This window comes from Bradyrhizobium sp. CIR48, assembly GCF_014198315.1.
In the GTDB taxonomy this organism is placed as follows: Bacteria; Pseudomonadota; Alphaproteobacteria; order Rhizobiales; family Xanthobacteraceae; genus Bradyrhizobium.
This window is the reverse complement of sequence record NZ_JACIHG010000001.1, coordinates 1,017,335-1,041,632: the sequence shown is the minus strand read 5'-3', so window position 1 is coordinate 1,041,632 and position 24,298 is coordinate 1,017,335. Positions and strand designations below refer to the sequence as shown.

19 protein-coding genes and 1 riboswitch are annotated in these 24,298 nt (G+C 64.6%); of the genes, 14 read left to right on the top strand and 5 right to left on the bottom strand.

What is annotated here, in order from left to right; all coding sequences use genetic code 11:
• Positions 1-35: 35 nt before the first annotated feature.
• Both GGD66_RS05100 and GGD66_RS05095 read right to left on the bottom strand, forming a co-directional pair.
• A complete protein-coding gene (locus GGD66_RS05100; protein ID WP_092256941.1) occupies positions 36-701 on the bottom strand; it encodes a response regulator transcription factor in 666 nt (221 codons plus the stop codon).
• Complete coding sequence (locus tag GGD66_RS05095) at positions 698-3,121, bottom strand: PAS domain S-box protein (protein WP_183257013.1); 2,424 nt, start codon at positions 3,119-3,121, stop codon at positions 698-700. The genes GGD66_RS05100 and GGD66_RS05095 overlap by 4 nt, the downstream gene beginning before the upstream one ends.
• A 736-nt stretch (positions 3,122-3,857) precedes the next feature.
• Between GGD66_RS05095 and GGD66_RS05090 the strand changes: the two genes are divergently transcribed.
• From GGD66_RS05090 to GGD66_RS05080, 3 genes are read left to right on the top strand one after another with little or no spacing between them, the layout of a single operon-like run.
• Positions 3,858-4,229 (top strand): hypothetical protein, encoded by a 372-nt coding sequence (locus GGD66_RS05090; protein WP_246785923.1) that lies wholly within the window; start codon positions 3,858-3,860, stop codon positions 4,227-4,229.
• A complete protein-coding gene (locus GGD66_RS05085; protein ID WP_165637762.1) occupies positions 4,226-4,414 on the top strand; it encodes a hypothetical protein in 189 nt (62 codons plus the stop codon). The genes GGD66_RS05090 and GGD66_RS05085 overlap by 4 nt, the downstream gene beginning before the upstream one ends.
• Positions 4,415-4,458: 44 nt before the next feature.
• Positions 4,459-4,767 carry a hypothetical protein gene (locus GGD66_RS05080; protein WP_246788766.1) on the top strand — a complete coding sequence of 103 codons (309 nt, stop codon included), beginning with the start codon at positions 4,459-4,461 and terminating at the stop codon, positions 4,765-4,767.
• Between the two features lie 79 nt (positions 4,768-4,846).
• Here the strand turns inward: GGD66_RS05080 and GGD66_RS05075 are convergent, their stop codons facing one another.
• Positions 4,847-7,018 carry a lytic transglycosylase domain-containing protein gene (locus tag GGD66_RS05075; RefSeq protein ID WP_183257012.1) on the bottom strand — a complete coding sequence of 724 codons (2,172 nt, stop codon included), beginning with the start codon at positions 7,016-7,018 and terminating at the stop codon, positions 4,847-4,849.
• A gap of 323 nt (positions 7,019-7,341) precedes the next feature.
• Between GGD66_RS05075 and GGD66_RS05070 the strand changes: the two genes are divergently transcribed.
• From GGD66_RS05070 to GGD66_RS05035, 8 genes are all read left to right on the top strand, one after another.
• Entirely contained in the window at positions 7,342-9,078 is a 1,737-nt protein-coding gene (locus GGD66_RS05070) for an adenylate/guanylate cyclase domain-containing protein (protein WP_177237121.1), read from the top strand.
• Between the two features lie 124 nt (positions 9,079-9,202).
• Positions 9,203-9,379 (top strand): hypothetical protein, encoded by a 177-nt coding sequence (locus GGD66_RS05065; RefSeq protein WP_018320305.1) that lies wholly within the window; start codon positions 9,203-9,205, stop codon positions 9,377-9,379.
• A 138-nt stretch (positions 9,380-9,517) separates the two neighbouring features.
• Positions 9,518-9,727 (top strand): hypothetical protein, encoded by a 210-nt coding sequence (locus GGD66_RS05060; protein WP_018320306.1) that lies wholly within the window; start codon positions 9,518-9,520, stop codon positions 9,725-9,727.
• Positions 9,728-9,826: 99 nt separating this feature from the next.
• Positions 9,827-10,090 (top strand): hypothetical protein, encoded by a 264-nt coding sequence (locus tag GGD66_RS05055; RefSeq protein WP_244550660.1) that lies wholly within the window; start codon positions 9,827-9,829, stop codon positions 10,088-10,090.
• Positions 10,091-10,133: 43 nt separating this feature from the next.
• Positions 10,134-10,348: riboswitch (cobalamin riboswitch) on the top strand.
• Positions 10,349-10,461: 113 nt separating this feature from the next.
• Entirely contained in the window at positions 10,462-12,699 is a 2,238-nt protein-coding gene (locus GGD66_RS05050) for a TonB-dependent receptor domain-containing protein (RefSeq protein ID WP_183257011.1), read from the top strand.
• A gap of 53 nt (positions 12,700-12,752) precedes the next feature.
• Positions 12,753-13,334 carry a hypothetical protein gene (locus tag GGD66_RS05045; protein ID WP_183257010.1) on the top strand — a complete coding sequence of 194 codons (582 nt, stop codon included), beginning with the start codon at positions 12,753-12,755 and terminating at the stop codon, positions 13,332-13,334.
• Between the two features lie 1,525 nt (positions 13,335-14,859).
• Positions 14,860-16,581, top strand: coding sequence for a dihydroxy-acid dehydratase (gene ilvD / locus GGD66_RS05040; RefSeq protein ID WP_092257810.1), 1,722 nt, complete (start codon positions 14,860-14,862; stop codon positions 16,579-16,581).
• Entirely contained in the window at positions 16,568-17,398 is an 831-nt protein-coding gene (locus GGD66_RS05035; protein WP_026201921.1) for a tetratricopeptide repeat protein, read from the top strand. Before ilvD ends, GGD66_RS05035 begins: the two co-directional genes overlap by 14 nt.
• 61 nt (positions 17,399-17,459) lie before the next feature.
• On the opposite strand, the gene xth is transcribed toward GGD66_RS05035, so the two are convergent.
• Positions 17,460-18,257, bottom strand: a complete 798-nt coding sequence (gene xth / locus GGD66_RS05030) for an exodeoxyribonuclease III (RefSeq protein WP_092257813.1) — start codon at positions 18,255-18,257, stop codon at positions 17,460-17,462.
• Between the two features lie 134 nt (positions 18,258-18,391).
• Between xth and GGD66_RS05025 the strand changes: the two genes are divergently transcribed.
• The gene (locus GGD66_RS05025; protein WP_183257009.1) at positions 18,392-20,722 is read left to right on the top strand and encodes an ATP-binding protein; all 2,331 of its coding nucleotides are present in this window, start codon (positions 18,392-18,394) and stop codon (positions 20,720-20,722) included.
• Between the two features lie 4 nt (positions 20,723-20,726).
• Here GGD66_RS05025 and erpA read toward each other — a convergent pair whose 3' ends face one another.
• Complete coding sequence (gene erpA, locus GGD66_RS05020) at positions 20,727-21,056, bottom strand: iron-sulfur cluster insertion protein ErpA (protein WP_183230741.1); 330 nt, start codon at positions 21,054-21,056, stop codon at positions 20,727-20,729.
• Between the two features lie 135 nt (positions 21,057-21,191).
• Here erpA and GGD66_RS05015 point away from each other — a divergent pair, with 135 nt between their 5' ends.
• Positions 21,192-22,388: a deoxyguanosinetriphosphate triphosphohydrolase gene (locus GGD66_RS05015; protein WP_210321464.1), complete on the top strand. Its 1,197-nt coding sequence runs from the start codon at positions 21,192-21,194 to the stop codon at positions 22,386-22,388.
• 9 nt (positions 22,389-22,397) lie between these two features.
• On the top strand, positions 22,398-24,188 hold the full coding sequence (gene argS, locus GGD66_RS05010) for an arginine--tRNA ligase (protein WP_183257007.1): 1,791 nt from the start codon (positions 22,398-22,400) through the stop codon (positions 24,186-24,188).
• Positions 24,189-24,298: the final 110 nt, after the last annotated feature.

Here is a 24,298-nt window from a genome sequence, read left to right as displayed (position 1 = left end):
AAGGTGGGCCACCGGAGCGAGATTGGAAAGCATACTTAGGTTTGCAGATGACCCCTGTTGCGCGGGATTCCGAGCGCGTCGGTCATTCTGACGAGGTCCGCCAACGACTTCGCTGCCATTTTCCGCATGATCTGGCCGCGATAGATCTTCACTGTGATTTCAGCCAATCCCAGCTCGGCGGCGACTTGCTTGTTCATCAGGCCGGATGCAACCAGGGCGAGCACATCGCGTTCGCGCGCCGTCAGCCCCTCGTAACGGGATCGCACGCCCGAGATCGACTGCTCGGCATCGCGCCGCTTGCGATCGCGTTCGATCGCAGCCTGCACCGCATCCAGCATGTCCTGGTCGCGCACCGGCTTGGTCAGAAAATCTACGGCACCGCTCTTCATGGCTCTTACGGTCATGGGAATATCGCCGTGACCGGTGATGAAGATAATGGGCGTGTGAATATTGGCTTTGGCGAGGTCCGCCTGGAGGTCGAGGCCACTCAAGCCTGGCAGGCGGATGTCGAGCACGAGGCAACTGGGGACAGCAGGCGGTTTGGCTTCCATGATCTCCGCCGCCGAACTGAAGGCTTCGACCTTGAGACCGACCGATTGAAAGAGATTGGTGAGCGCACGGCGCATCGACGGATCATCATCGACGATCAGGACGATCGGATCAGCGGCGCTCGCCTGGGCCTGCTTGGCATGATCAGTCACGACGTGTCCTTGTGTGGCAAGGGCAGGGCGATCTGGAATGTTGCACCACTCCCTTCATTTTGAATGGCCGAAAGCCGGCCCGCATGAGCCTCGATGATCGATCGGCAGATCGAGAGTCCCATTCCGAGACCGCCCGATTTCGTCGTGAAGAAGGGGTTGAAGATGCGTTCCTTGACGTCTTTGCCAAGGCCGACACCGCGGTCCGTCACGGTGAGGAGCAGGCGATCGTCGTCCGTCCGGCTCGAGCGGATCGCCAGCTCGCGCGGGCGGTCGACATTGGCATGCATGGCTTCGATGCCGTTCACCACCAGGTTGATCAGCACCTGCTGCAGCTGGATCCGGTCGCCGCAAATCCTGGGCAGGTCGGACGCCAACTCCATTCGCACCGACACGGCATGGATCGCCAGCTCGCGCCGAACCAGCGCCACTGCCTCCCTGACGACCTGGTTGATGTCGAGTGGAGCCATTTCGATCTCGGTCTTCTTCGCAAGCGCTCTGATCCGGCGGATCACCTCGCTTGCCCGGTTGGCGTCCTCGACAATCCATTCTGCGGAACGGCGCGCGGCCTTCAGGTCGGCGGGGTCGCGGTCAAGCCAAGCGATGCAAGCGTCCGCATTGGAGATCACCGCGGCAATGGGCTGGGTGATTTCGTGGGCAATCGAGGTGGTCAGTTCGCCGAGCGTCGTGACGCGGGTGACGTGGGCGAGCTCGCCTTGCGCCTTGCGCAGCGCCTCTTCCGCCTGCTCGACGCGGATTGCCGCCGTGACGTCGCTGCTGACGCCGCGATAGCCGAGAAAATTGCCTGCCGCATCATGGAAAGGCTTGCCGCTGGTCCGAACGTAGATTGGAGATCCGTTGCCATCCCTGCTGCGGTAGATCAGATCGCGGAACGCAACGTGGGCATCGAGCGCCGCGCGATGCTGCTCCCATTTCTCCGGCTCGAACTCGGCGTCGGGCGGAATGTCCCAGCGGGTCAGGCCGATCAGGCCCTTCGGCGCCGCGCTGGAGGTTTCGGCATGCTCCGATATCCTGGTGATGCGGTGGTCCGGCCCGGTCTCCCAGAACCAGTCGGATGCGGTTTCGGCATAGTCGCGGAATCGCTGTTCGGATGTCTTGAGCTCGTCGAACGCCTTATGCAGCGCATCTTTCGCCGCGAACTGCTCGGTGACGTCCACGTGCGTGCCGATGATTTCCATCACCTCGCCGTCGCGGCCGATCACGGGATGTCCCTCGCTGTGGACGCGTCTGATCGAGCCGTCGGGGCGCACAATCCTGAAGTCGATCTGGAAGGGCTGCTTTTGCCTGACAGCTTCACGTTCCACCTCGACAATCCGCCGAAAGTCCTCCGGCAGGATACGTTGCTGAAAAGCCCGGGCCGGGAGATCGGTCTGGTCCGGCTCAAACCCGAACAGTCGGTACAGTTCAGTCGACCGGTAGGCGAACTCCTGACGATGAACGTCCCAGGCCCAGCTGCTCGTATGGCTGAGGCGTTGGGCTTCGGCCAAATAGGCTTCGCTGCGACGCAGCCTCTGTTCCGCTTCCTTCGCAATCGTGACATCGGTCACCGCCCCGACGAACTCGATGCGCCCGGATGGGTGCCGCACGGCGCGCGCCACGGAATGGAGATATTTGATCGATCCGTCGGGCATCAGCAGGCGGTATTCGTGGTCGAAATCCTCCGCCAGCCGGTAGGCCCGATCAAGGGTGCTGCGGACTGTGTCGCGATCTTCCGGATGGATGCGCTGAAAGGCGAAGTTCAGGGTCGGCTTCGTCGCAAGGTCGCATTGGAAGATGCGGAAAGTCTCCCTCGACCAGACCGCCTCGCCGGTGGCGAGGTTCAAGCCGAAGCTGCCGGTGTGGCTCAATTCCTGGGCCTGGGCGAGGTAGGCCTCGCTCTGTCGCAGCGCATCCTCGGTCTCCTTGCGCTGGGTGATGTTCTCGCACGCGACCAGCAGGATCGGCGTGCCGTCGCCGCGCAGCATCGCCTTGGCGTTCTCGCGGACCCAGAGCACCGACCCGTCCTTCCGGAACTTGCGAATCTCCCAGGTATGCGACTGGTCCACGGTCGTGAGGCACAAAGCGACGCATTGACGAACGAAGTCGTGGTCTTCCTCGAAGAAGACGTTCAGCACGGATTGGCCGATCAGCTCGGCCGTCGTGTAGCCCAGTTGTGCGGCGCCAAACGTATTCACGTTGAGCACCGTTCCGGCCGGATCGACCATGAAGTACATGACCGGGTTGTGCTCGAACACCTCGCGCCATTGCTTCATGGCGTCACGCAGATCGGCGTTCTGCCGCGAGGCCTCAGCGACCGCTGACCGGTCCTTCTCGCCGTTGCCGAATGATCGAAGCGCCGCAAGGCCGCCGAGCAGGAATTGTGCGGCCGAAGTCCCGATTTTCGTGATCTGGCCAGGCATCATCGCAAGCGTCCCGGCGCGCCAGCGTCAAGGCGAGTAGAGCACTTTGCCCGAACAGGAGCAATTGGCTCCGACCAAAGTCGGATTGCCGGCAAAACTCCCGGTTGCCGTGCAGCTTGCGGGCGTTGCTCCGTCTCGTTGCGCGGGCGGGCAGAGGTCCGCAAAACTACGGCCCAAACCTACGTATAGCTCGCACAACCCTAGTTCTAGCGCGCATTTACCTCCGTACAATTGAGTGATGCGTTGCAGCCGCCTAGTTTTGCAGCCAATCGAGAGGAGACGATTGCGGAGCACAAATTGCTGAAAGGCTCCGGGGGGTGTTGCCCCCAAAGAGCCAGGCTCTGCATCCGCCCCCTGACTTGCCGATGAATTGGCAGTCACGATTGAGAAGCCGCATTTTCCGTGACGACCGTGGCGACCCGTGCTTGCGCACAAGGAAGCCGGGACCCCTAAGAGGTCAAGAGGAGAGGATGATGTGCGATAGCCCCGACTACTCCGAGCGCCGTCCCGAGTCCAAAGGCTGTGCTGTCTGCGCGGCGAAGTTTGGCCTGATCCGATACTATTCCTGGCGGACGCCGGTCTGCTCGAGGAAATGCCTCGACCGGTTCAGGGCGCGCCGCGAGCGCGACCGTCGCTGGTTGTTCCGATATCAGGCGGCCTGAGGACCAGCCGCCGCGTCTGCCACCTCAGGCAATTTCTTCGTCGGGAGGCTGCGTTGAACCGTACCTGCAAGCTCCTGTTGGCGATCGCGCTGCCACTTTCGCTGGTGACGGGCGTGGAGGCCGACGAAGCCGGACCGGATGGTTCACATCGTCACCATCCGCCTCAGGATCAACTGCTGCACGAGAAGTTCTATTCGAGCTGGCACATGCCGGACAATCCGGTTCTGAGCTGCTGCAACAACGCCGATTGCTACCCGACCGAGATTCGCTACGTCGACGGCAGGATCTACGCGCGGCGCCGGGAAGACGGCAAATACATCCTGATCCCGTCGCAGAAGGTCGAGCGCAACAGAGACAATCCCGACGGCCGCAACCATATCTGCGCGCCACCGCCGTCCGCCTCTCTGGTCGACCTGGTCTACTGTTTCGCGTTGGGAGGTGCCACGTGAGATTCATATTGGTGAACGGCAGAACCCCGTTCCGCAAGACGTCGTGCCTTTGGTGCTGCGAGGAGATCGATGGTGGCTATTTGCGCGACGCCAGGACGCTGCTGCGCTACTGCGGCTACGACTGCTACGCACTTCATCACGAGGCCGCGCCGTTGATCGAGGGACGTACGCGGGCGGCATCTTGAGTAGTCGGGCTGGCAGAACGCATTCGGCAGGAGAGGACACGGCATTGAGATTCATGCTCGTCAATCAGGAACATCCCGGCCACGGCGGCGTCTGCCGCGCATGCGCCCGGCCGCTGGGTGCGAGTTACGTCCGTCATGTGTCCAAGCAGGAGCGGTATTGCGACTACGGTTGCTACCGTCAGCAGACGGCCATGGACATGCTGTGGCCCGGCAGCTCGCTCGAGACGATCGCGGCGCTGGCGGCGATCTCGAGCTGGAGCTGGATGATTCAGATCGGCGCGCTGTCGCGCGCATTGGCCGAGGCATATCTGCGCGAGTACGACCTTCTGACGACGGAAGGAGGTGACGGCTAGCTCGATGACGGCCGCGCAGAAAAGTCGGCCGCAGTCCCGCGTCCAGCCCGCGCCGCGTCCAGCCCCGGCGGCGGCGAGGCTAGGGTGAGGGGGCTGCGGCCGATCCCGTTGGTGCCGCGCTCACTTCCTGCGTCGTGACGCGCTGGTCGGACTTGCCGGCGACCATGCTGCTGCCCTCGAACCGTGCGCGGTACACCAGCACGTTCTCCATCACGCGCTGGACGTAGTTGCGCGTCTCCGACAGCGGGATGCGCTCGACCCAGTCGACCGGATCGACGTTGGGATCCCTGGGGTCGCCGCGGGCCTGCACCCATTCGCGCACGCGGCCGCGGCCGGCATTGTAGCCGGCAAACGTCATGATCTGGTTGCCGCGATATTCCGACAGGAGCGCGCTGAGCTCGGCCGCGCCCATTTGCGTGTTGTAGACGGGATCTGAGACCATCTTGTCCCAGTCGTAGGTCAGGCCAAAGCGCTTGGCGGTGTCGCGGCCGGCTTCAGGTGTCACCTGCATCAGCCCGACCGCATTGGCCGGCGACTTGTCGCGCTGGTCGAACGAGCTTTCGGTGCGCGCCACCGAATAGATCACGCTGGTCTCGATCGCGGGCGCGACCTGCTGGTGCTCGGGGATGCCGATGGTCGGAAAAGCGTAATGGTCGAGCGCGAGCCCGCGCGCCAGCGCCGACTTGCCGACCTCCAGCATCACGCGCGCATCGCGGCGCTGTCCGGCGAGTTCGCCGAGGCCCTCGAGGGCCGCGACGTCGGTGCTCTCCTTCGCGAAATCCTCGGCGTAATAGAACACCGTGTCGCGCTCGCCGATGCCGTAGAGCATGTCGGCAGCGCGCACGCGCTCGTCTGCAGGCGGGGTGTCGAGCGCGGCCAGCACGGGCGAGGGCGGTCGCAGCTCGATGCGATCGAGGCCGAGCTTGGCGCGCGCAAGCTGGCCGTAATAGGCGGTCGGATAGCGCGCGGCCGCCCGGTAGCTCATGCGAGCATCGGCCACAGCACCCATCGCCTCGGCGGCACGGCCGCGCCAGTAATGGGCACGCGACAGCGCGATCGGATTGGCCGAGCCTGCATCGATGGCGGCGAAGTGCACCATGGCCGCCTGGGGATCATTCAGGAAACGCAGAGCGATCCAGCCGCACATGAAATGATAGTCGACGCGGTAGACTTCCTTCTCGGGCACCGCGGCGGTGCGCACCACGTCATACGCCGTTTTGAACTTGCCCTGGTCGAGCAGCTTGCGCGCGAGCATGCGACGCTCGCGCCACCAGGCGTCGGTGTCCTGCGCGGCCATGGTGTCGGGCGCGGCGGCCAGGATCACCTCGGCGGCGTCGTCGATGCGGTCCTTCTGGAGGTGCCATTGGGCGCGGCACAGCACATAGCCGAGATCGCGGCGCGCTTCAGTCGGTACGTCCTCGAGATAATCCTTGGCCTTGCTGGCCTTGCCGGTGACGGCGGCGCAGGCCTTGACGATCGCGAGCTCATCCTCGCCGAGCCGTTTCGCGGCGCGCCGCGCAGCCGCATAGTCCTTGGCGCCGAGCCGCTTGTCCATGCGGGCGCGATGATCTTCGGAGTTGAGCAGATCGCGGAACGCCTCGTAGGAATCCTCCTCGCTCCGCTCGGACAATTCGTCGGTGCGCCAGGCCTCGCGCACGAGCCGCGCGGCCCTGTCGGCGTCGCCTTCAGCGAGCAGCACGCGGGCGAGGGCGAACTTGCCCTTGGCGCTGGTCGGGCGGTCCATGGTGAATTTGTGCACGGTGGCCGCGTCCGCCTTCTCCTGCCACAGCCGCGCCTCGGCGCGGCGGCGAAGCAGGGCGCTGCTCGGCCAACCCGGATTGGCGGCGAGGAAGGCGGCATAACGCTTGAAATTGGCGGTGCTCTCGGAATGGCGCAGCATGAACCAGTCGGCGAGCTTCTGTCCGGCGGGATCAGCGATGCGGTCGCGCGCCGCGCTCGCATCATCCGTCTTGCCCTTGCGCGCGAGGTCGATCGCATCCTTCAGCGCGGCGAGGTCCCCGGTGAGGGGCGGGGCGGCCGGCTTCTCGGACGGCTCGTCGCCGGTCTTCTTCGACTTGCGCTTGGCCTCGGCATGCTTGCCATGGCGCGATTTCACCGCGCCGGCTTTCGCCTCATGCGACTTCTTCGGCGCGGACGATTTGTGGCTGCTCTTGGCCGCCAGCTCGGTCGGAACGAGGGCCATTGCGGCCACGGCAACGAGACACGCGAGCGAGCGTAGGCACTGGTTCATCCCATGGTCCCCCTGCGAAACCACTACAAACCAAGGTCCGCGACGACATGCGGCTTGAGAATCAACGACATCGAGAACGATGCCACGGCATCGTTTCGCATTCCTCACGCTGTCGCAACAATGCGGCGAAATACGGATGTGACCAGGGAACTTCGGCTGGGGAGCAAAGGTCAGCTTCTTTAACCTTTGTTAACGATAGGCCTGCGCGATGGCCGCGCCTGGTTCAGGGCGTCAGGAGGAACCAGATTGCGCGTGTTCCCGCAGCCCGATCCGGTGTATGGAGTTCCCTTGCTCCTTCCCTTTTGGCCTTTGTCCTTGCAGCTATGCCGATTTTCAACCAGTCGATCAGGCGCAAGATCGTCGGTATCGCCCTCGGATTGATCGTCCTGATGCTGGTCACCTCGATCCTGTCGATGGTGATGTCGAGCCAGGTCGGCGTCCTGCTCGACGAGCTGACCAACCGCTACATTCCCGCCTACAGCCATCTGGCCCGCGCCAACATCCGCTCGCTGGAGCGGGGGCTGGCGCTACGGCGGATGGTCATGACCAAAATGGAGTCACCGTCGGACGAAGAGGCCTATGCGGCGCGCCTTCGCGAGTTCGAGACATCCGATCGCAAGATCGAGGAGGAGGCCGAGGCCGCGCGTTCGCTTGTCAACGCGATCATCGACGACCCCAGGACGTATTCCGACAATGCCGCGCTGGGACGGATCGATATTCGCATCGAGACCGCCGTCACCGAGCTGCGGCGCGATCTGAACGAGGACCATGCAAAGCTGCTCAAGCAGGTCGACGCCAGGCAGATGGCCGAGGCCCGCGGCACGCTGGAACACATCGACGTGCTACGCGATCAGTTCAACCGCAAGGTCGATGCGATCCGCGCCGACATGCTGACGCAGGTGTTCTTCTCGACGTCGCAGGTGATCAGCCGCCAGCATCAGGCGATCGTCGTTTCGGGTGTCGTGACCCTGCTCGCGGCGATCGTCGGCTTTGCCTTTGCGCTCCTGGTGTCCAGCGGCATCACGCGCCCGGTGCGGCTGCTGCTCGCCGGCACCCGCGAGGTCGAGGCCGGCCGCTTCGACAAGACCATCACCGTCTCCACGCAGGACGAGATCGGCGAGCTCGCCGCGGCCTTCAACCGCATGACCGAGCAGCTCAGGCACAACGAGCGCATCCGCGAGACCTTTGGCCGCTACATCGATCCCAAGGTGGTGCAGGGGCTTATCGACCGGCCCGAGGTCGCGATCGACGGCGAGCGCCGGGTCATGACCATCATGTTCTGCGACATGAGCGGCTTCACCTCGATGAGCGAGGGCATGACCCCGCGTGGCCTCGTCAGGGTGATGAACCACTATTTCACGGTGATGTCCGGACCGATCAGGAGCAATCGCGGCATCATCGACAAATATATCGGCGACGCCATCATGTCCTATTGGGGCCCGCCCTTCATCGAGGAGGACGAGCAGGCGCTCCTGGCCGGCATCGCCGCAACCGAGATGGTCGACCAGGTGCCCGCGCTGCAGAAGCAGCTGCCCGACCTGCTCGGCATCCGCGCCATGCCGGCGCCGTGTGACCTGCGGATCGGCATCGCCACCGGCGAGGTCCTGACCGGCAGCATCGGCTCCGAGCTGATGATGAGCTTCACCGTGATGGGCGACGCCGTGAACCTGGCCTCGCGGCTGGAGGCCGTCAACAAGGTCTACGGCACCCGCATCCTGATCTCGCTGGCCACGGCTGATGCGATCGGAGCGCGGCTCGAATTGCGCGAGATCGATCGTCTGGCGGTCGCCGGCCAGAGCGCGCCGCAGCCGATCTTCGAGGTGATGGCGCAGGCGGGCGCGCTCACCGCCGCGCAGGACAGCCTGCGCACGCATTATGCCGAAGCGCTCGCCGCCTATCGGGCCCGCCGCTTCGACGAGGCGCGCGCCGCCTTCAACGCCGCGCTCGAAGCCGTCCCCGGCGACGGCCCCTCGCGCACGATGCTCGGCCGCATCGCGCAATTCGAGGCCAAGCCGCCGGAAGAGGGGTGGGACGGCGCCTGGCGGCTGGAGCAGAAATAGCCGTTTTTGTTGGGCCGGCCCGCCCTGTCCGGAAAAAACGTTTCTACTTGATAACGATGTTCGCCGTGACCTATTTCCCGGGCTTAGGTTGGATGTCCTTGAGGCGTTTGACGGGGACACGCCGATGACGGAACTTCAGGACAGGCTGGAACGGTTCGAGACGCTCACCGCCGAATGCGAGCTGATCGCCAAGCTCGCCACCGACAGCACCAAGCGCGAGTTCTATCTGAAACTCTCGGAACAGTACCGTCAGCTGGCGGTGGACATGCGGCAGGCGATCGCGACCAAGGCTGCGGCCTGACGCCGGCTGCAATCCGTTCTTAAGGTTTGGCGCGCATCCTTGACGTCGCGAGCGATCGCTCGTGGTGGAAAGGCCGGGGTTCGCTGCATTGCAGCGCACCTCGCGAGTGTCATTTGCCATGCTTGACAGGGCAATCACATGCGCCTCGTTGCCGTGATCATAGTCGCGCTCATGACGGCGGCCTGCGACCAGGAGCAGGATATCACCGGCTCGACGCCGACCTGCCCGATGCGGAACTACAGCTACAATCCCCGCGACATGAACCAGTGCGTCAGTGCGTGCAAATCGTGCGATCGCGGCACCACGGTCACCTGCACCACCTCCTGCACCCTCAAGGGCGCGCGCTGAGGCTACCGCTTTCTCCGGCGCACCCAGCGGCGGTGCTGGGGCACCGGAACGATTCACTTGGGTTAATCATTGAAGCAGGTGGGCAGGACGCGGAGTCCGATGGAAATGGGTATGCTCGATCCCGGTCGATTTCTGGTGTCGTGCTCGCATTGTGATGCCTGGCCGATGGCGGCCAATGTGAAGCGGTCGAGCTGGTCGGCGTCCCCGCACGAGGTCCGCTTTGTCTGCACGCGCTGTCGTCGCGAGGAGACCGCGATCGTCTCGGCCTCCGGCGAATTGACCCCGATCAAGCGCGTCGATGTTCCGCCGCGCGACGTCGCTGTCGCCTGGGCCCAGGCGCAACGTGTGCGAGGGCGGACCTGAGCGCCCGGCGTCCACCGGTCGATTGACTCCCGGGGCCAACGGCTCGTAAATGATCGGCGACGGTTCTCCTCAGGGAGATCAAAAGGGAATGTGGTGCGGGATTGTCCCAACGCAGGGATCTGTCTCAACGCCACGGCTGCCCCCGCAACTGTAAGCGGTGAATCTTCGTCTCATGCCACTGGGAAACTCGGTCCTGGGAAGGCGACGCAAGGTCACGACCCGCGAGCCAGGAGACCTGCCGTCAGCCGTGGTCACACGCGAAGATGTCGGTCGGGGAGTACAGACATTAGCTTCACCGGAGCAATCCATCGCTCTGCCGTGAAACCTCGTTCGCTGTGACGTGCCACTGACGTCATACCGAGGTTACAATTGTGTCCCGTCTCGTCTCTGCCGCCAGGCGCCTTGCCGCCGGCCTGCTCGCATCCGTTTCCCTCCAGTCGATCGATCTGTCCTCCGCCTTCGCCCAGCACGCGCTTGCCGAGCAATTGCCGCCGATCGAAGTGACGCAGCCCGACGATTACAACCGCACGCGCGCCAGGGCGACCGGTGACGGCGAGGCGACTCGGCAGCGGGCGAGGACGAATGTCGCGCCGGCAGGCAATGGCGCCGGCTCATCGGGCTCCGGCGGTGAGGCTGCCGCCGGCGGCGGCGGCATCGTCGGGGCTGCCACGACCGTCATCATGGCCGCGGATATCGCGCATTCGCCATCGCAGACGCTTGCCGAGATCATCGCGATGCAGACGCCGGGGGCCCAGATCACGACGCTCTATGGCGGCCAGATCGGCGCCAAGACCAGCGTGGACCTGCGTGGCTTCGGCGCCTTTGCCACCGCCAACACGCTGGTGCTGGTCAACGGACGACGGTTGAACGACGTCGACATGGCGCAGGTGGACCTCTCCACCATCCCGCTCAATTCGATCGAACGCATCGAGGTCACGCGGGGAAATTCCGGCGCGGTGCTCTACGGCGACAACGCGGTCGGCGGTGTGATCAACATCGTTACCAAAAATGGCGTCGGCGGACCGCCCGTGACCGCGCGCATCGAGGCCGGCTTCGGCTCGTTCAACACCAGGCTCGGCAATGTCTCGACCTCGCTCAATTCCGGTCCGTGGTCGACCTCGTTCTACGGCAATACGGTCAGGACCGATGGCTACCGCGACAACAATCGCTATTCGCAGCAGAACGGCGTCGGCAATCTCAACTACACGACGCCGGGCCTGAGTGCTTTTCTTACCGTCACCGGCGACAATCAGGAGCTGCGACTGCCGGGCGGCCGCACCGTCGATCCCTCCATCGGCCTCGACGAGCTCAGGGCCAACCGGCGAGGGACCAGCACGCCGTTCAACTACGCCAACCAGCAGGGTTTTGGTGCGACCGCGGGCTTCACCAAGACCCTGGTCAACGGCGTCGATCTCATTGTCGACGGCGGCGTGCGCGACAAGAAGCAGCAGAGTGCTTTCTTTTCCACCCCGACGCCGGGTCCGGCGTTCTTCACGTCGACCTATGTCGGTTCCCATCTGACGAATTGGTCGATCACACCGCGGCTCAGCGTGAAGAGCCTGCTGCTCGGCATGCCGTCGCAGCTCCTGACCGGCATCGACTATTACGATGCGAGCTTTGAGCAGAACCGCGGCGCGGGGCAGGGGCTCTCCCCATGGCACAATTACGACCTCAGGCAGCAGTCGGTTGCGGGCTATTTCCAGCACACATTGGGAATCGCGCCCACGACCGACATCTCCTACGGCGCGCGGGTGCAGAACGTCAGACTTGCGGCACGCGACAATTTCGACCCGGCAGCTCCCTTCAACGCCGACATCGGCGCGCTGCCGCTGACGAGCAACGAGACCCAATATGCGCTGCATCTCGGCGCCGAGCATCGCCTCAACGACCAGGTCTCGCTGTTCGGTCGCGTTGGGCGCGCGTTCCGCACGCCTGATGTCGACGAGCGCCTGTCCTCAGGGCCTTCCTTCGATCCCTTGACCTTCGCTGCGATCCCGCAAACGTTCCAGCTCAAGACCCAGACCTCTCGGGATATCGAGGGCGGTGTTCGCATCAAGGGAGGCGGATTGCAGCTGCAGAGCAGTCTCTACCTGATGGATCTCACTAACGAGGTCCATTTCAATCCGGTCCTGTTCTACAACACCAATCTCGATCCGACCCGCCGCTACGGCTCGGAGACCAGCCTGTCCTATCGCGTCAACGACGCCCTGCTGCTGCGCTCCGGCGTGGCCTATACCAGCGCGGTCTTCCGCGAAGGCATCTGGGCTGGCAACGACGTGCCGCTGGTGTCGCGCTACACGGCGAGTGCGGGCGTCACCTGGAACATCTGGCAGAATTACGTGGTGCTCGATGCCACCGCGCGCTTCTGGAGCGAGCGACGCATGGACAACGACCAGGCGGGCACCCAGAAGCCGATTCCCGCCAACGGCACGATCGATCTCAAGCTCAGCGGCCAGGTTGAGCGCTACTTCTGGTCCGTCAGCGTCAACAATGTGCTGAATGCGCTCTACTACGACTACGCCATCGCGAGCACCTTCACGGACGGCCGCTTCAGCGCCTATCCGCTGCCCGGCCGCACCTATCTGCTCAAGGCCGGCGCAACGTTCTGATTTTCGTCACGCGCCCCTAAATGGACTAGAATTCGAAAGAAGGAGATTAAACCATGGCTCTCAGCATCCTGCCGTCTGGTGGCGATCGCTTCCGGCTTCACCCGGTCGCGCCGCGCCTTGCGCCGATATTCTGCTTTGCGCTGCTGACGGCGTCATGCGCGCTCGCAAGTTTTGCGTTCGCCTGCGCCACGCCGTTCGCGGCCCTCGCCGTCATTGCCGCGGCGATGTTGCCGCAGCGTCCGGCGCTGCTCGTCGTCACCGGCGCCTGGCTCGTCAACCAGACCATCGGTTTCGGCGTGCTGCATTATCCCGTTGACGCCAACACGATTGCCTGGGGCTTCCTGATCGGCGCGGCTGCGCTTCTGGCGACCGCGGCCTCGTCGACGGTGCTCGGCCTGCTGCCGCAGGGCCGCACGCCGCTGACGCTGGCGATCACGCTCGTCGCCGCCTATGGGATTTACGAGCTCGCGCTGCTCGCCGCGACGCCGTTCCTCGGCGGCGAGGGCGCCTTCACCGCCGCGATCGTGACGCGCATTGGACTGACTAGCGCCGTCTGGCTCGCCGGCCTCGTCGCCATCTGTGAGATCGTCCGTCTGGGCGATCCGGCTGGGCGCAACCGAGCGATGTCGGCCTGAGCGGCCGATCGTGGCCGTAGCCCGGATGGAGCAAAGCGCAATCCGGGGCCGCTCGCCCGGCATCTAGCACCGTCCCGGATTACGTGGCGCTCCATCCGGGCTACGCGATCGTGCCTGTTTCGCCCTCTGTCAATCTACGTCGCTAAAAATATTCCGCTTTACCGAAATTCTGTTTCGGCGTATGTGTCGTCCATCCCGGCTCACCCAAGAGGGGCGACTATGTGGTCGTCACTGTCGCGAGCCGGGCTTGCGGTGGACGCGGCAGCGTCGGCACGAGAGGTGCGGGCAGGGTGGGTTGTCCCTGTGAGCCCGAGGCTTCGTGCGGATGAGCGGCGCTGTTCAGTTCGTCTCGCCACATTCTTTCGGCAACGTCGACAAGGCCGGGAGATAATGTGGTGACCAGCGAACGCGCGTACGGCAAAACCGTGTGGTCCTGGCCGTCGTTGCTACGGTCAAGCTGTTCGAAGATGCGCGCGAGCCCAACCGGGTGGACGGCATCGTCAATTCGAACGGCGAGGGAGGCCAGAAGGAATGGTCGGCTCCCGGGAGATCACGGCATAAGCCGTCCAACCATCGCGCAGGGAAGGCCGAGTGATCGGCCACACCTGTATGCTGCTGTGCGGTTCTTTCTGCGCGTGCCTATTGCGCAGCAGACCGCGGGTGCGAGCCGGCACCCGGCCTTCCCTGCGCCCTCTTGGCTTTAGAGGGTGAAGCGACAAAGCAAAGCTCGGGCGATTCAAGCCGCGAGGCCGCCAAGGCGTGTCTGCAAGCTGAGCTGCGTGCCACAATCTCGATCTCGTAGGGTGGGTAAAGCGCAGCGTGCCCACGCCTTGTTGCTTATGGACAGAGATCGTGGGCACGGCGCGATGCGCCTTTGCCCACCCTACGGCACTGCAGCTGGGATATGCATTGGAGCATCGCGATGGTGCCTCCTGCTCCGTCATTGTGAGGAGCGCTTGCGACGAAGCAATCCAGAATCCCTCCGCGAAAAGACTCTGGATTGCTTCGCTTCGCTCGCAATGACGGCGTGGAAAAGCGTGCGTCATAACTCCGCTGGTGCCCCGGACGCAGCGCAGCGCCCTGTCGCTTTCTGGGTCCCGGCTCTGCGCCGCAACGCTAAGAGGCGTTGCGGCTTGTCCGGGACACGAGGGAGGAATCCTTGATGAGCGGCGCGCCCCGACTCACCCGCGCGGTCACCGCCTCGTGGAGCAAATGGGGAAGTGTTGTTGCCGATACAAAATCTGAAGTTGTGAATCATCCTCACCGCGAGGGTATTGAAGTAGTCCACCCCGTGTCTTCCCGGTAACGATTGTGCTGTCTACGCAACACTCGGTTCCGATTTAACCGTCATCACTGGTGGTTCGCATCACCGCCGCTTTTTGGCCACACCCAAACATGAATAAAATCGCTCTAATGTTCTAGGGCAGCGGCGGTCTTCGAAGGCGACGAGAAATCCCAAGGTCGATTCAAATCTTGGCTCTGATTTTTCGGGTCTGAAAGGGTTGACCGAGGAAACTGGTTTGCGATGAGCGCGAAGATTGACAAGCAGAGGCTGCCGAGCCGTCACGTGACGGAAGGCCCTGCGCGCGCGCCGCATCGGTCCTATTTCTACGCCATGGGTCTGACCACCCAGCAGATCCACCAGCCTTTCGTCGGCGTCGCCTCGTGCTGGAATGAGGCCGCTCCCTGCAACATCGCCCTGATGCGCCAGGCGCAGGCGGTGAAGAAGGGCGTGGCGTCGGCCGGCGGCACCCCGCGCGAGTTCTGCACCATCACCGTGACCGACGGCATCGCCATGGGCCATGACGGCATGCGCTCCTCGCTGCCGTCGCGCGAATGCATCGCCGACTCCGTCGAGCTGACCGTCCGCGGCCATGCCTATGACGCCCTGGTCGGGCTCGCCGGCTGCGACAAGTCGCTGCCGGGCATGATGATGGCGATGGTCCGTCTCAACGTGCCCTCGATCTTCATCTATGGCGGCTCGATCCTGCCCGGCACGTTCCGCGGGCAGCAGGTCACCGTGCAGGACATGTTCGAGGCCGTCGGCAAGCACTCGGTCGGCGCCATGTCGGACGAGGACCTCGACGAGATCGAGCGCGTGGCGTGCCCCTCGGCGGGTGCCTGCGGCGCGCAGTTCACCGCCAACACCATGGCGACCGTGTCCGAGGCGATCGGCCTTGCACTGCCTTACTCGGCCGGTGCTCCGGCACCCTATGAAATCCGCGACGCCTTCTGCATGACCGCGGGCGAGAAGGTGATGGACCTGATCGCCGAAAACATCCGGCCGCGCGACATCGTCACCCGCAAGGCGCTGGAGAATGCGGCCGCCGTGGTCGCAGCCTCGGGCGGCTCGACCAATGCTGCGCTGCACCTGCCGGCGATCGCGCATGAGTGCGGCATCAAGTTCGACTTGTTCGACGTTGCCGAAATCTTCAAAAAGACACCATATGTCGCGGATTTGAAGCCGGGCGGCCGTTATGTCGCCAAAGACATGTTTGAAGTAGGTGGCATACCGCTTCTGATGAAGACGCTGCTCGACAACGGCTTCCTGCACGGTGATTGCCTTACCGTCACGGGCCGCACGATCGCCGAAAACCTCAAGAGCGTGAAGTGGAATCCGCACCAGGACGTGGTGCACCCGGCAGACAAGCCCATCACCGTGACAGGCGGTGTGGTCGGTCTGAAGGGCAATTTGGCGCCAGAAGGTGCGATCGTGAAAGTCGCGGGAATGTCCAACCTCAGGTTTACCGGTCCGGCCAGGTGCTTCGACCGTGAGGAGGATGCTTTCGAGGCGGTCCAGAAGCGCACCTACCGCGAAGGCGAAGTCATCGTGATCCGCTACGAGGGGCCGAAGGGCGGCCCCGGCATGCGGGAAATGCTCCAGACCACCGCGGCGCTGACCGGCCAGGGCATGGGCGGCAAGATCGCGCTCATCACCGACGGCCGCTTCTCCGGCGCCACCCGCGGCTTCTGCATCGGCCATGTCGGGCCGGAAGCGGCCATTGGCGGCCCGATCGGGCTGCTCGAGGACGGCGACATCATCGAGATCGACGCGGTCGCCGGTACCCTTAACGTAAAATTGAGCGACGCCGAGCTGGCCCAGCGCAAGACCAAATGGACCGCTCGCGCGACTAACCACACGTCAGGTGCGCTCTGGAAGTATGCTCAACAGGTTGGACCAGCGGTCGGGGGGGCAGTGACCCATCCGGGCGGCGCGCACGAGAAACAGTGCTATGCGGACATCTAGGCGTGCCATAGTTGCGTTTGTGTTGGGGGCCGGTGCGCTGGCCGCCCCGGCGCTTGCCTTCGACGGGGCTCCGGTCAACCCGAAGGACGCGACCATCCCGGTCGTGACCACCTTGCCGGGGACCGCGGTGACCGCGCGCGGTAAGGTCGCGCCGGCGGCTGTGCCTCAGGAGACCTCGCTCAGTGCGCTGCAGTATGCCGCCGAGGGTGGCCACCCCATCGCGCAGTGGAAGCTCGGCCGCATGTACGCCAACGGCGACGGCGTCGCCCAGGACGATCTGCGCGCCTTCGAATATTTCAGCCGGATCGCCAATGCGCATGCCGAGGACAGCCCGTCGGCACCGCAGGCGCAGATCGTGGCCAACGCCTTTGTCGCGCTCGGCCGCTACTATCTGAGCGGCATCCCGAACTCGAAGGTCAAGTCGGATCCGGAGCGGGCGCGGGAGATGTTCTCCTATGCGGCGTCCTATTTCGGCAATGCCGACGCTCAATACGATCTCGCCCGGCTCTACCTGAAGACGCCGGACGCCTCGCGCGAGGATTTCCGCTATGGCGCGCGCTGGCTCGGCCTCGCCGCGCAGAAGGGCCAGCACGAGGCGCAGGCGCTGCTCGGCCAGATGCTGTTCAACGGCGACCGCCTGCCGCGGCAGGCCGCGCGCGGCCTGATGTGGCTGACGCTGGCGCGTGACAGCGCCGGCGCCGAAGAGACCTGGATCAAGGAAAGCTACAGCCGCGCCTTCGCCAAGGCCTCCGACGACGACCGCGCCATGTGCCTGCAAATGCTGGAACAGTGGGTGCAGGGCGGCCGCCGGCAGTAGCTCGGCAATCTCGGTCTCGTAGGGTGGGCAAAGCGCAGCGTGCCCCCCAATTCTGCGTAGCCTACGCCGCCTCCAGATCCAGATCCGCCCACACCGGCACGTGGTCCGAGGGCTTCTCCCAGCCGCGCACATAGCTGTCGATCCCGACATTGGCGAGCCGGTCGCTGGCCTGGGGCGACAGCAGCAGGTGATCGATCCGCAGGCCCTGGTTCTTCTGCCAGGCCCCGGCCTGGTAGTCCCAGAAGGTATAAAGCCCGGGCTCATCCGTGACTGCCCGCAAGGCATCGGTCAGCCCGAGGCCGAGCAGGGACTGAAAGCTCTCCCGCGTCTCCGGCTTGAACAGCGCGTCCTCGGTCCAGGCGGCGGGGTTATGGACGTCACGGGCGTGCGGGATGACGTTGAAGTCGCCGGCGAGGATCAGCGGCTCCTCGGTCTTGAGGCGCTCCTTCGAATAGTCAAGAAGCCGGGACATCCATTTGAGCTTGTAGGGATATTTCTCGGTCCCGACCGGATTGCCATTGGGCAGATAAAGGCAGGCGATGCGCATCACGCCCGTCTTCAGCGTCACCACGCCCTCGATGAAGCGGGCATGGGCGTCCTCGTCGTCGCCGGCGAGCCCCGACTTGGTCTCGTCGAACCGGAGCTTGGAGAGCAGCGCGACGCCGTTGAACGTCTTCTGGCCGTGGGTGACCACGTTGTAGCCGAGCGCCTCAATCTCCAGCCGCGGAAAGGCCTCGTCGACGCATTTGATCTCCTGCAAGCAGACGATGTCCGGCTGGCATTCCCTGAGCCAGGTCAGCAGGAGGTCGATCCGCTGCCGGACCGAGTTCACGTTCCAGGTGGCAACTCTGATGGTCATGTCGGCGGGCTCCGGGCAGGGGCCATGGTTAGAACAAACTGCAAACGCGCCCGTCAAGGACGCCGCAAAATCTCCCACAAAATTAACCCGGCTTAAGCAGGCGGCAGGCCATTGATCGTCAAAAGGTTCCGCGAATGGGATGGCCGGACAAGTCGATGAAGCAAACTGAGCCGCGTGACGGCCTGATCGGCGCGTTCCTGTATTGGCTCGGCGGCTTTGAGATCGAGGACGGCCTGACCGCCGATCTCAGCGAGCGCGAGATCCGCCGCATCCGCGCCAAGCAGATCGACGCCGTGACGCGGCTGATCCCCGTGACGATGGCGGTGACGATGCTGAACGTCGCCATCGTGCTGATCCTGTTCTGGGGCAGGGGCTGGAACGACTTCCTCGCGATCTGGGGCCTGACGCTCGCCGCCACCGCCTCGCTCGCGGTGCGCGCCTGGCGGCGGTCGCATCAGAACCCGCCGCAGGAGGCCTCGCCTCGCGCCGCGCGGCAGATGCTGCGGCAGGCGGTCTTGCTCGCCGCGATCTGGGGCGCGCTGCCGCTCGCTCTGTTCAGCCGCATCGAGCCGACCAGCCAGCTGATCCTGGCCTGCCTGATGGTCGGCATGATGTCGGGCGGTGCCTTCACGCTGTCGACCTTCCCGCGTGCCGGCCTCGTCTATCTCGCCACCATGACGACCGCCTGCGCCGGTGCGATGCTGCTCTGCGGCGCCGGGCCGTATCTGGTGACGGCGGTGTTCCTGCTGCTGTTCGCATTTTTCATGGCGCGCAGTATCGTCTCGCAGGGCAATCTGTTCCTCGGCAATCTCAAGGCCCAGCTCGAGCTCGAACGCCAGACCGAGATCATCTCGCTGCTGCTGAAAGACTTTCAGGAGAACGCCAGCGACTGGCTATGGCAGACCGATGCCGAAGGGCATCTGGTCGACGTGCCCGAGCGTTTCGCGGACGTCGCTCAGTTGCCGCTGCCGCTGTTGAAGGGATCGCATTTCGCCGACGTGCTCGACATGCTGTGCCCGGAGGACAAGAGCGCGGCCTACAACGTCGTCGGCCTGATGGAGCAGAACGAGCCGCTGCACGAGATGAACCTCAAGGTCGTCGCCGGCGGCGAGGCGCGACTGTGGTCGCTGACGGCCAAGCCGGCCTATGACCGCGAGGGCCAGTTCCTCGGCTATCGCGGCTTCGGGCGCGACGTGACCGAACGCTGGCGCGCGGAAAAGGCGGAGGCCGAGAGTCGCGCCAAGTCGGACTTCCTCGCGGTGATGAGCCACGAGATCCGCACGCCCATGAACGGCGTGCTCGGGCTTGCCAGCATGCTGCTCGAGACCAGGCTCGATCCGGAGCAGCGCGAGGCGGTCACCACGATCCGCGAGTCCGGCGACAATCTCCAGCGCATCCTCAACGACATCCTCGACCTGTCCAAGCTCGAGGCCGGGCGCTTCACCTTCGAGGTGATCGACTTCGCCCCGCAGGCGCTGGTGGAGGCGGTTGCGACCGTGGTGCGCGCGAGCGCCAAGGCCAAGGGGCTGACGGTCAAGCTGGCACTCGACCCGAACCTGCCGCCGACGCTGCGCGGCGACGTCGCTCGTATCCGCCAGGTGCTGCTCAACCTCGCGTCCAATGCGGTGCAGTTCACCGATGACGGCGAGGTGACGATCTCGGCAACCTGCCAGGCGCGCCGCGACTTGCTGGCGACCGTCGAATGGACGGTGACCGACAGCGGCATCGGTATCGCTCCCGAAAAGCTCGGCCAGCTCTTCAGCGACTTCGCGCAGGCCGATGCCTCGATCAGCCGCCGCTTCGGCGGCACTGGCCTCGGCCTTGCGATCTCCCGGCGCATCATCGAGCAGATGGGCGGCACCATCGGCGTCACCTCGGCGCCGGGCGAGGGCTCGACCTTCCGCTTCACGCTGGTGCTGCCCTGGAGCCAGGCCCAGGCCTCCGAGCAGACGGCCGGCCACGACGAGGCCGACGAGCTCAAGGCCCGTATCGCCGGTCTCGATCGGCCGCTGAACGTGCTGGTCGCGGAGGACGATGCGGTCAACCGCATGGTCGTGAGCAAGATGTTGGGGGCCTTCGACGTCGAGCTGCGCGTCGTCACCGACGGCGCTGAGGCCTGGGCGGCAGCATCCGAAGGCAATTACGACGTGGTGCTGATGGACGTGCGCATGCCCGACATGGACGGGCTCGCGGCCACCCGCGCGATCCGCGCGCAAGGCGGGCGCTGCGAAGCTTTGCCGATCGTCGCGCTGACTGCCAATGCCTTCCCCGAGGACGTCAGGATCTGCCGCGAGGCCGGCATGTCGGACTTCCTCGCCAAGCCGCTGCGCAAGCCGGCGCTGGTCGCGGCCTTGCTGCGCGCGCTCGGCGGCTACACGATGTCAGAGGACGCGCCGCTGCAGCCGGAGCTGATGCCGGTCGAAATGGAGTGGACGGACGAGGAGAAGCAGATAACAGGCGCGTGAGCGGTCAGACCGAGAAGCTGGTCCCGCAGCCGCAGGACGCCGTGGCGTTGGGATTGTTGACGCGGAACGAGGCACCGATCAGATCGTCGACGAAATCGACCTGCGATCCCGCCAGGAACGGCTGCGAGGCGGAATCGACCAGCACCACTGCATTTTCCTGCTCGATCACGAGATCGTCGTCCGTGCGCGCACGGTCGATGTCGAACTTGTACTGGAAACCCGAGCAGCCGCCGCCCTCGACCGAGATGCGCAGCATCGCGCCAGAGCCTTCGCCCTTGAGGATCTCTCCAATCCGGCGTGCGGCGCGGTCACTGATGGTCACGTCGGTCGTCATGGCTCGTCTCCGATAGTCCGGCGGTCATACCAGGTTCACTTGCCCAATTCATTTGGTATCCCGCGTCCGGCATAGTTAAGTGCAAGGATACGCAGAATCAAATGGATAGGGACTAAATTCGTCGTGTCCGTCGGAATGGCTGCCCCCCATGCGCCCTATGCCTGCGATCCCGACCGCAGCCGCGGCCGGCTGGTCGCGGAGCCGCCGAGCCGGACCCGCAGCCCGTTCCGGCGGGATTGCGACCGGGTGATCCATTCCACCGCGTTCCGCCGCCTGAAGTACAAGACCCAGGTGTTCGTGTTCCACGAGGGCGACCATTACCGCACCCGGCTGACCCATTCGCTGGAGGTGGCGCAGATCGCCCGGGCGCTGGCCCGGCAGCTCGGGCTGGACGAGGATCTCACCGAAACCCTGGCGCTGGCCCACGATCTCGGCCATCCCCCGTTCGGCCATGCCGGCGAGCGGGCGCTCGACGCCTGCCTGAAGGAATTTGGTGGCTTCGACCACAACGCCCAGACGCTCCGCGTCGTCGCTTCGCTAGAGCATCGCTACCCTGATTTCGACGGGCTCAACCTGACCTGGGAGTCGCTGGAGGGCATCGTCAAGCACAACGGTCCGCTAACCGACCGCGGCGGCGCGCCGGTGGGGCGCTATCGCGAGCAGGGCATTCCCGTCGGAATCGCCGACTACATCAAGACCTACGACCTCGAATTGTGGAGCTTCGCCTCGCTGGAGGCGCAGGTCGCCGCCATCGCCGACGACATCGCCTATGATGCCCACGATATCGACGATGGCCTGCGCGCCGGCCTGTTCCATCTCGACGATCTCAAGGTGATGCCGCTCACGGCTGAGATCATCGCCGAGACCTCAGCGCACTATCCCGATCTCGAAGACCTCAGGCGCGGTGCCGAGCTGGTGCGCGAGCTGATCTCGCACCTGATTGGTGCGGTGTTCGCGCAGGCGCAGAAGAACCTCGCCGCGGTGAAGCCCCAATCGGCCCAGGATGTCCGCCAGCAGAGCCGGACGCTGGTCGCATTTCCGGCCGAGGTCGCCGAGGAGGAGGCCGCCATCAAGACCTTCCTCTATCAGCACATGTACCGTCACAAGCGGGTGATGCGGGTGATGGGGGAGGCGGAGCAGATCCTGTTCGACCTGTTCGCGAAATACCTGAAATCCCCTAGCGAGCTGCCGCCGGAATGGCTGCTGGGGGCGGAGGCGGACAATGAGGGCGACCGGGCCCGCCGGATCGGCAATTTCATTGCCGGAATGACCGACCGTTTCGCCCTGACCGAGCACCAGCGGCTTTTTGACTCGACCCCGGATTTGCGTTAGGCGGCGGCCATGCCCGACACATCCTCAGCACTGCATTTGTTCGCCGACGTGCTTGCACGCGTGCACGCCGCCTGCCGTACGCTGGCGGCGGAAGCCAACTGGCCCGAGGGCATCGATTTCGCGCGCGTAGTGGTCGAGCCGCCGCGCGATCCCTCCCATGGCGACATGGCGACCAACGCCGCCATGGTGCTGGCGAAAGAGGCCAAGGCAAAGCCCCGCGACCTCGCCGAGCGGATCGCAGAGCGGCTGCGCGCGGACGCGCTGATCGCCAAGGTCGACGTCGCCGGTCCCGGCTTCATCAATCTGACCTTGAGGCCGGCCGCCTGGGCCGAGGCGTTACGGACAGTGCTGCGCGAGGGTGCCGATTACGGCCGCGTCCGCGGCGGGTCCAAGGTCAATGTCGAATACGTCTCGGCCAATCCGACCGGGCCGATGCATGTCGGCCATTGCCGCGGCGCCGTGTTTGGCGACGCGCTGTCGAGCCTGCTCCGGTTCGCGGGCCACGACGTCGCGCGCGAATATTACATCAACGACGCGGGCGCCCAGGTCGACGTGCTCGCGCGCTCCGCGTTCCTGCGGTACCGCGAGGCGCTCGGCGAGGACATCGGTGCGATCCCGGAGGGGCTCTATCCGGGCGACTACCTGAAGCCGGTCGGCGCGGCGCTGGCGAAAGAGCACGGCGACAAGCTCCTCGCGATGAACGAGGCCGGTTGGCTGCCCACGGTGCGCGCCAAGGCGATCGCGATGATGATGGACGAGATCAGGGACGATCTCGCCGCCCTCAACATCCGCCACGACGTGTTTTTCTCCGAGCGCTCGCTGATCGAGAGCGGCAACAACAAGGTTGCCGAGACCATCGATTTCCTGAGGGCCAAGGGCGATGTCTACGAAGGCCGCCTGCCGCCGCCGAAGGGCGCGCCGGTCGAGGATTGGGAAGACCGCGAGCAGCTGCTGTTCAAAGCGACGGCTTACGGCGACGACGTCGATCGTCCGCTGATCAAGTCGGACAATTCCTACACCTACTTTGCCGCCGACATCGCCTACCACAAGAACAAGTTCGACCGCGGTTTTGCGGAGATGATCGACGTCTGGGGCGCCGACCATGGCGGCTATATCAAGCGCATGCAGGCGGCGGTGAAGGCGACGACGTCAGGCAAGGGCTCGCTCGACGTCAAGATTGTCCAGCTCGTCAAGCTGCTGCGCAACGGCGAGCCGGTGAAAATGTCCAAGCGGAGCGGGGACTTCGTCACCTTGCGTGAGGTGGTGGATGAGGTCGGCCAGGATGCCGTCCGCTTCATGATGCTCTACCGCAAGAACGACGCGGTGCTCGACTTCGACCTCGCCAAGGTCATGGAACAGTCGCGCGATAACCCGGTGTTCTACGTCCAGTACGGCCACGCCCGCGGCCACTCGATCTTCCGCAACGCGAGAGCGGAGGTGTTCCCGGAACTGCCGGAGGATGCCGGCGAGCGGATCGCCTGGCTCGCTGAGTCGGCGGTGGAACGGCTGTCAGACCCCGTCGAGCTCGACCTGCTCAAGCGGCTCGCAATATTTCCGCGCATGCTGGAAGCTGCCGCCGCGGCCCACGAGCCGCACCGAATTGCCTTTTATCTCTATGATTTAGCCAGCGAATTTCATGCACTTTGGACGAAGGGGCGCGATTTGCCCTATTTACGCTTCATTATCAATAATGATGCAGATCTTACAAAGGCGCGACTGGCCATGGTCCAGGGCGTCGTCTCGGTTCTGGCATCGGGCCTCGCCATCCTCGGCGTCCATGCTCCGAACGAGATGCGGTAGTTTGGGGCGAACTACTTAAGGGGAATATCGGGGGTAACCGGCAGAAGCCGGATCGCTTAGACTTGGTTGAAAGCCTTGTGGGTCGAAAGCCGTGCCTTGGTCGAGGGGCG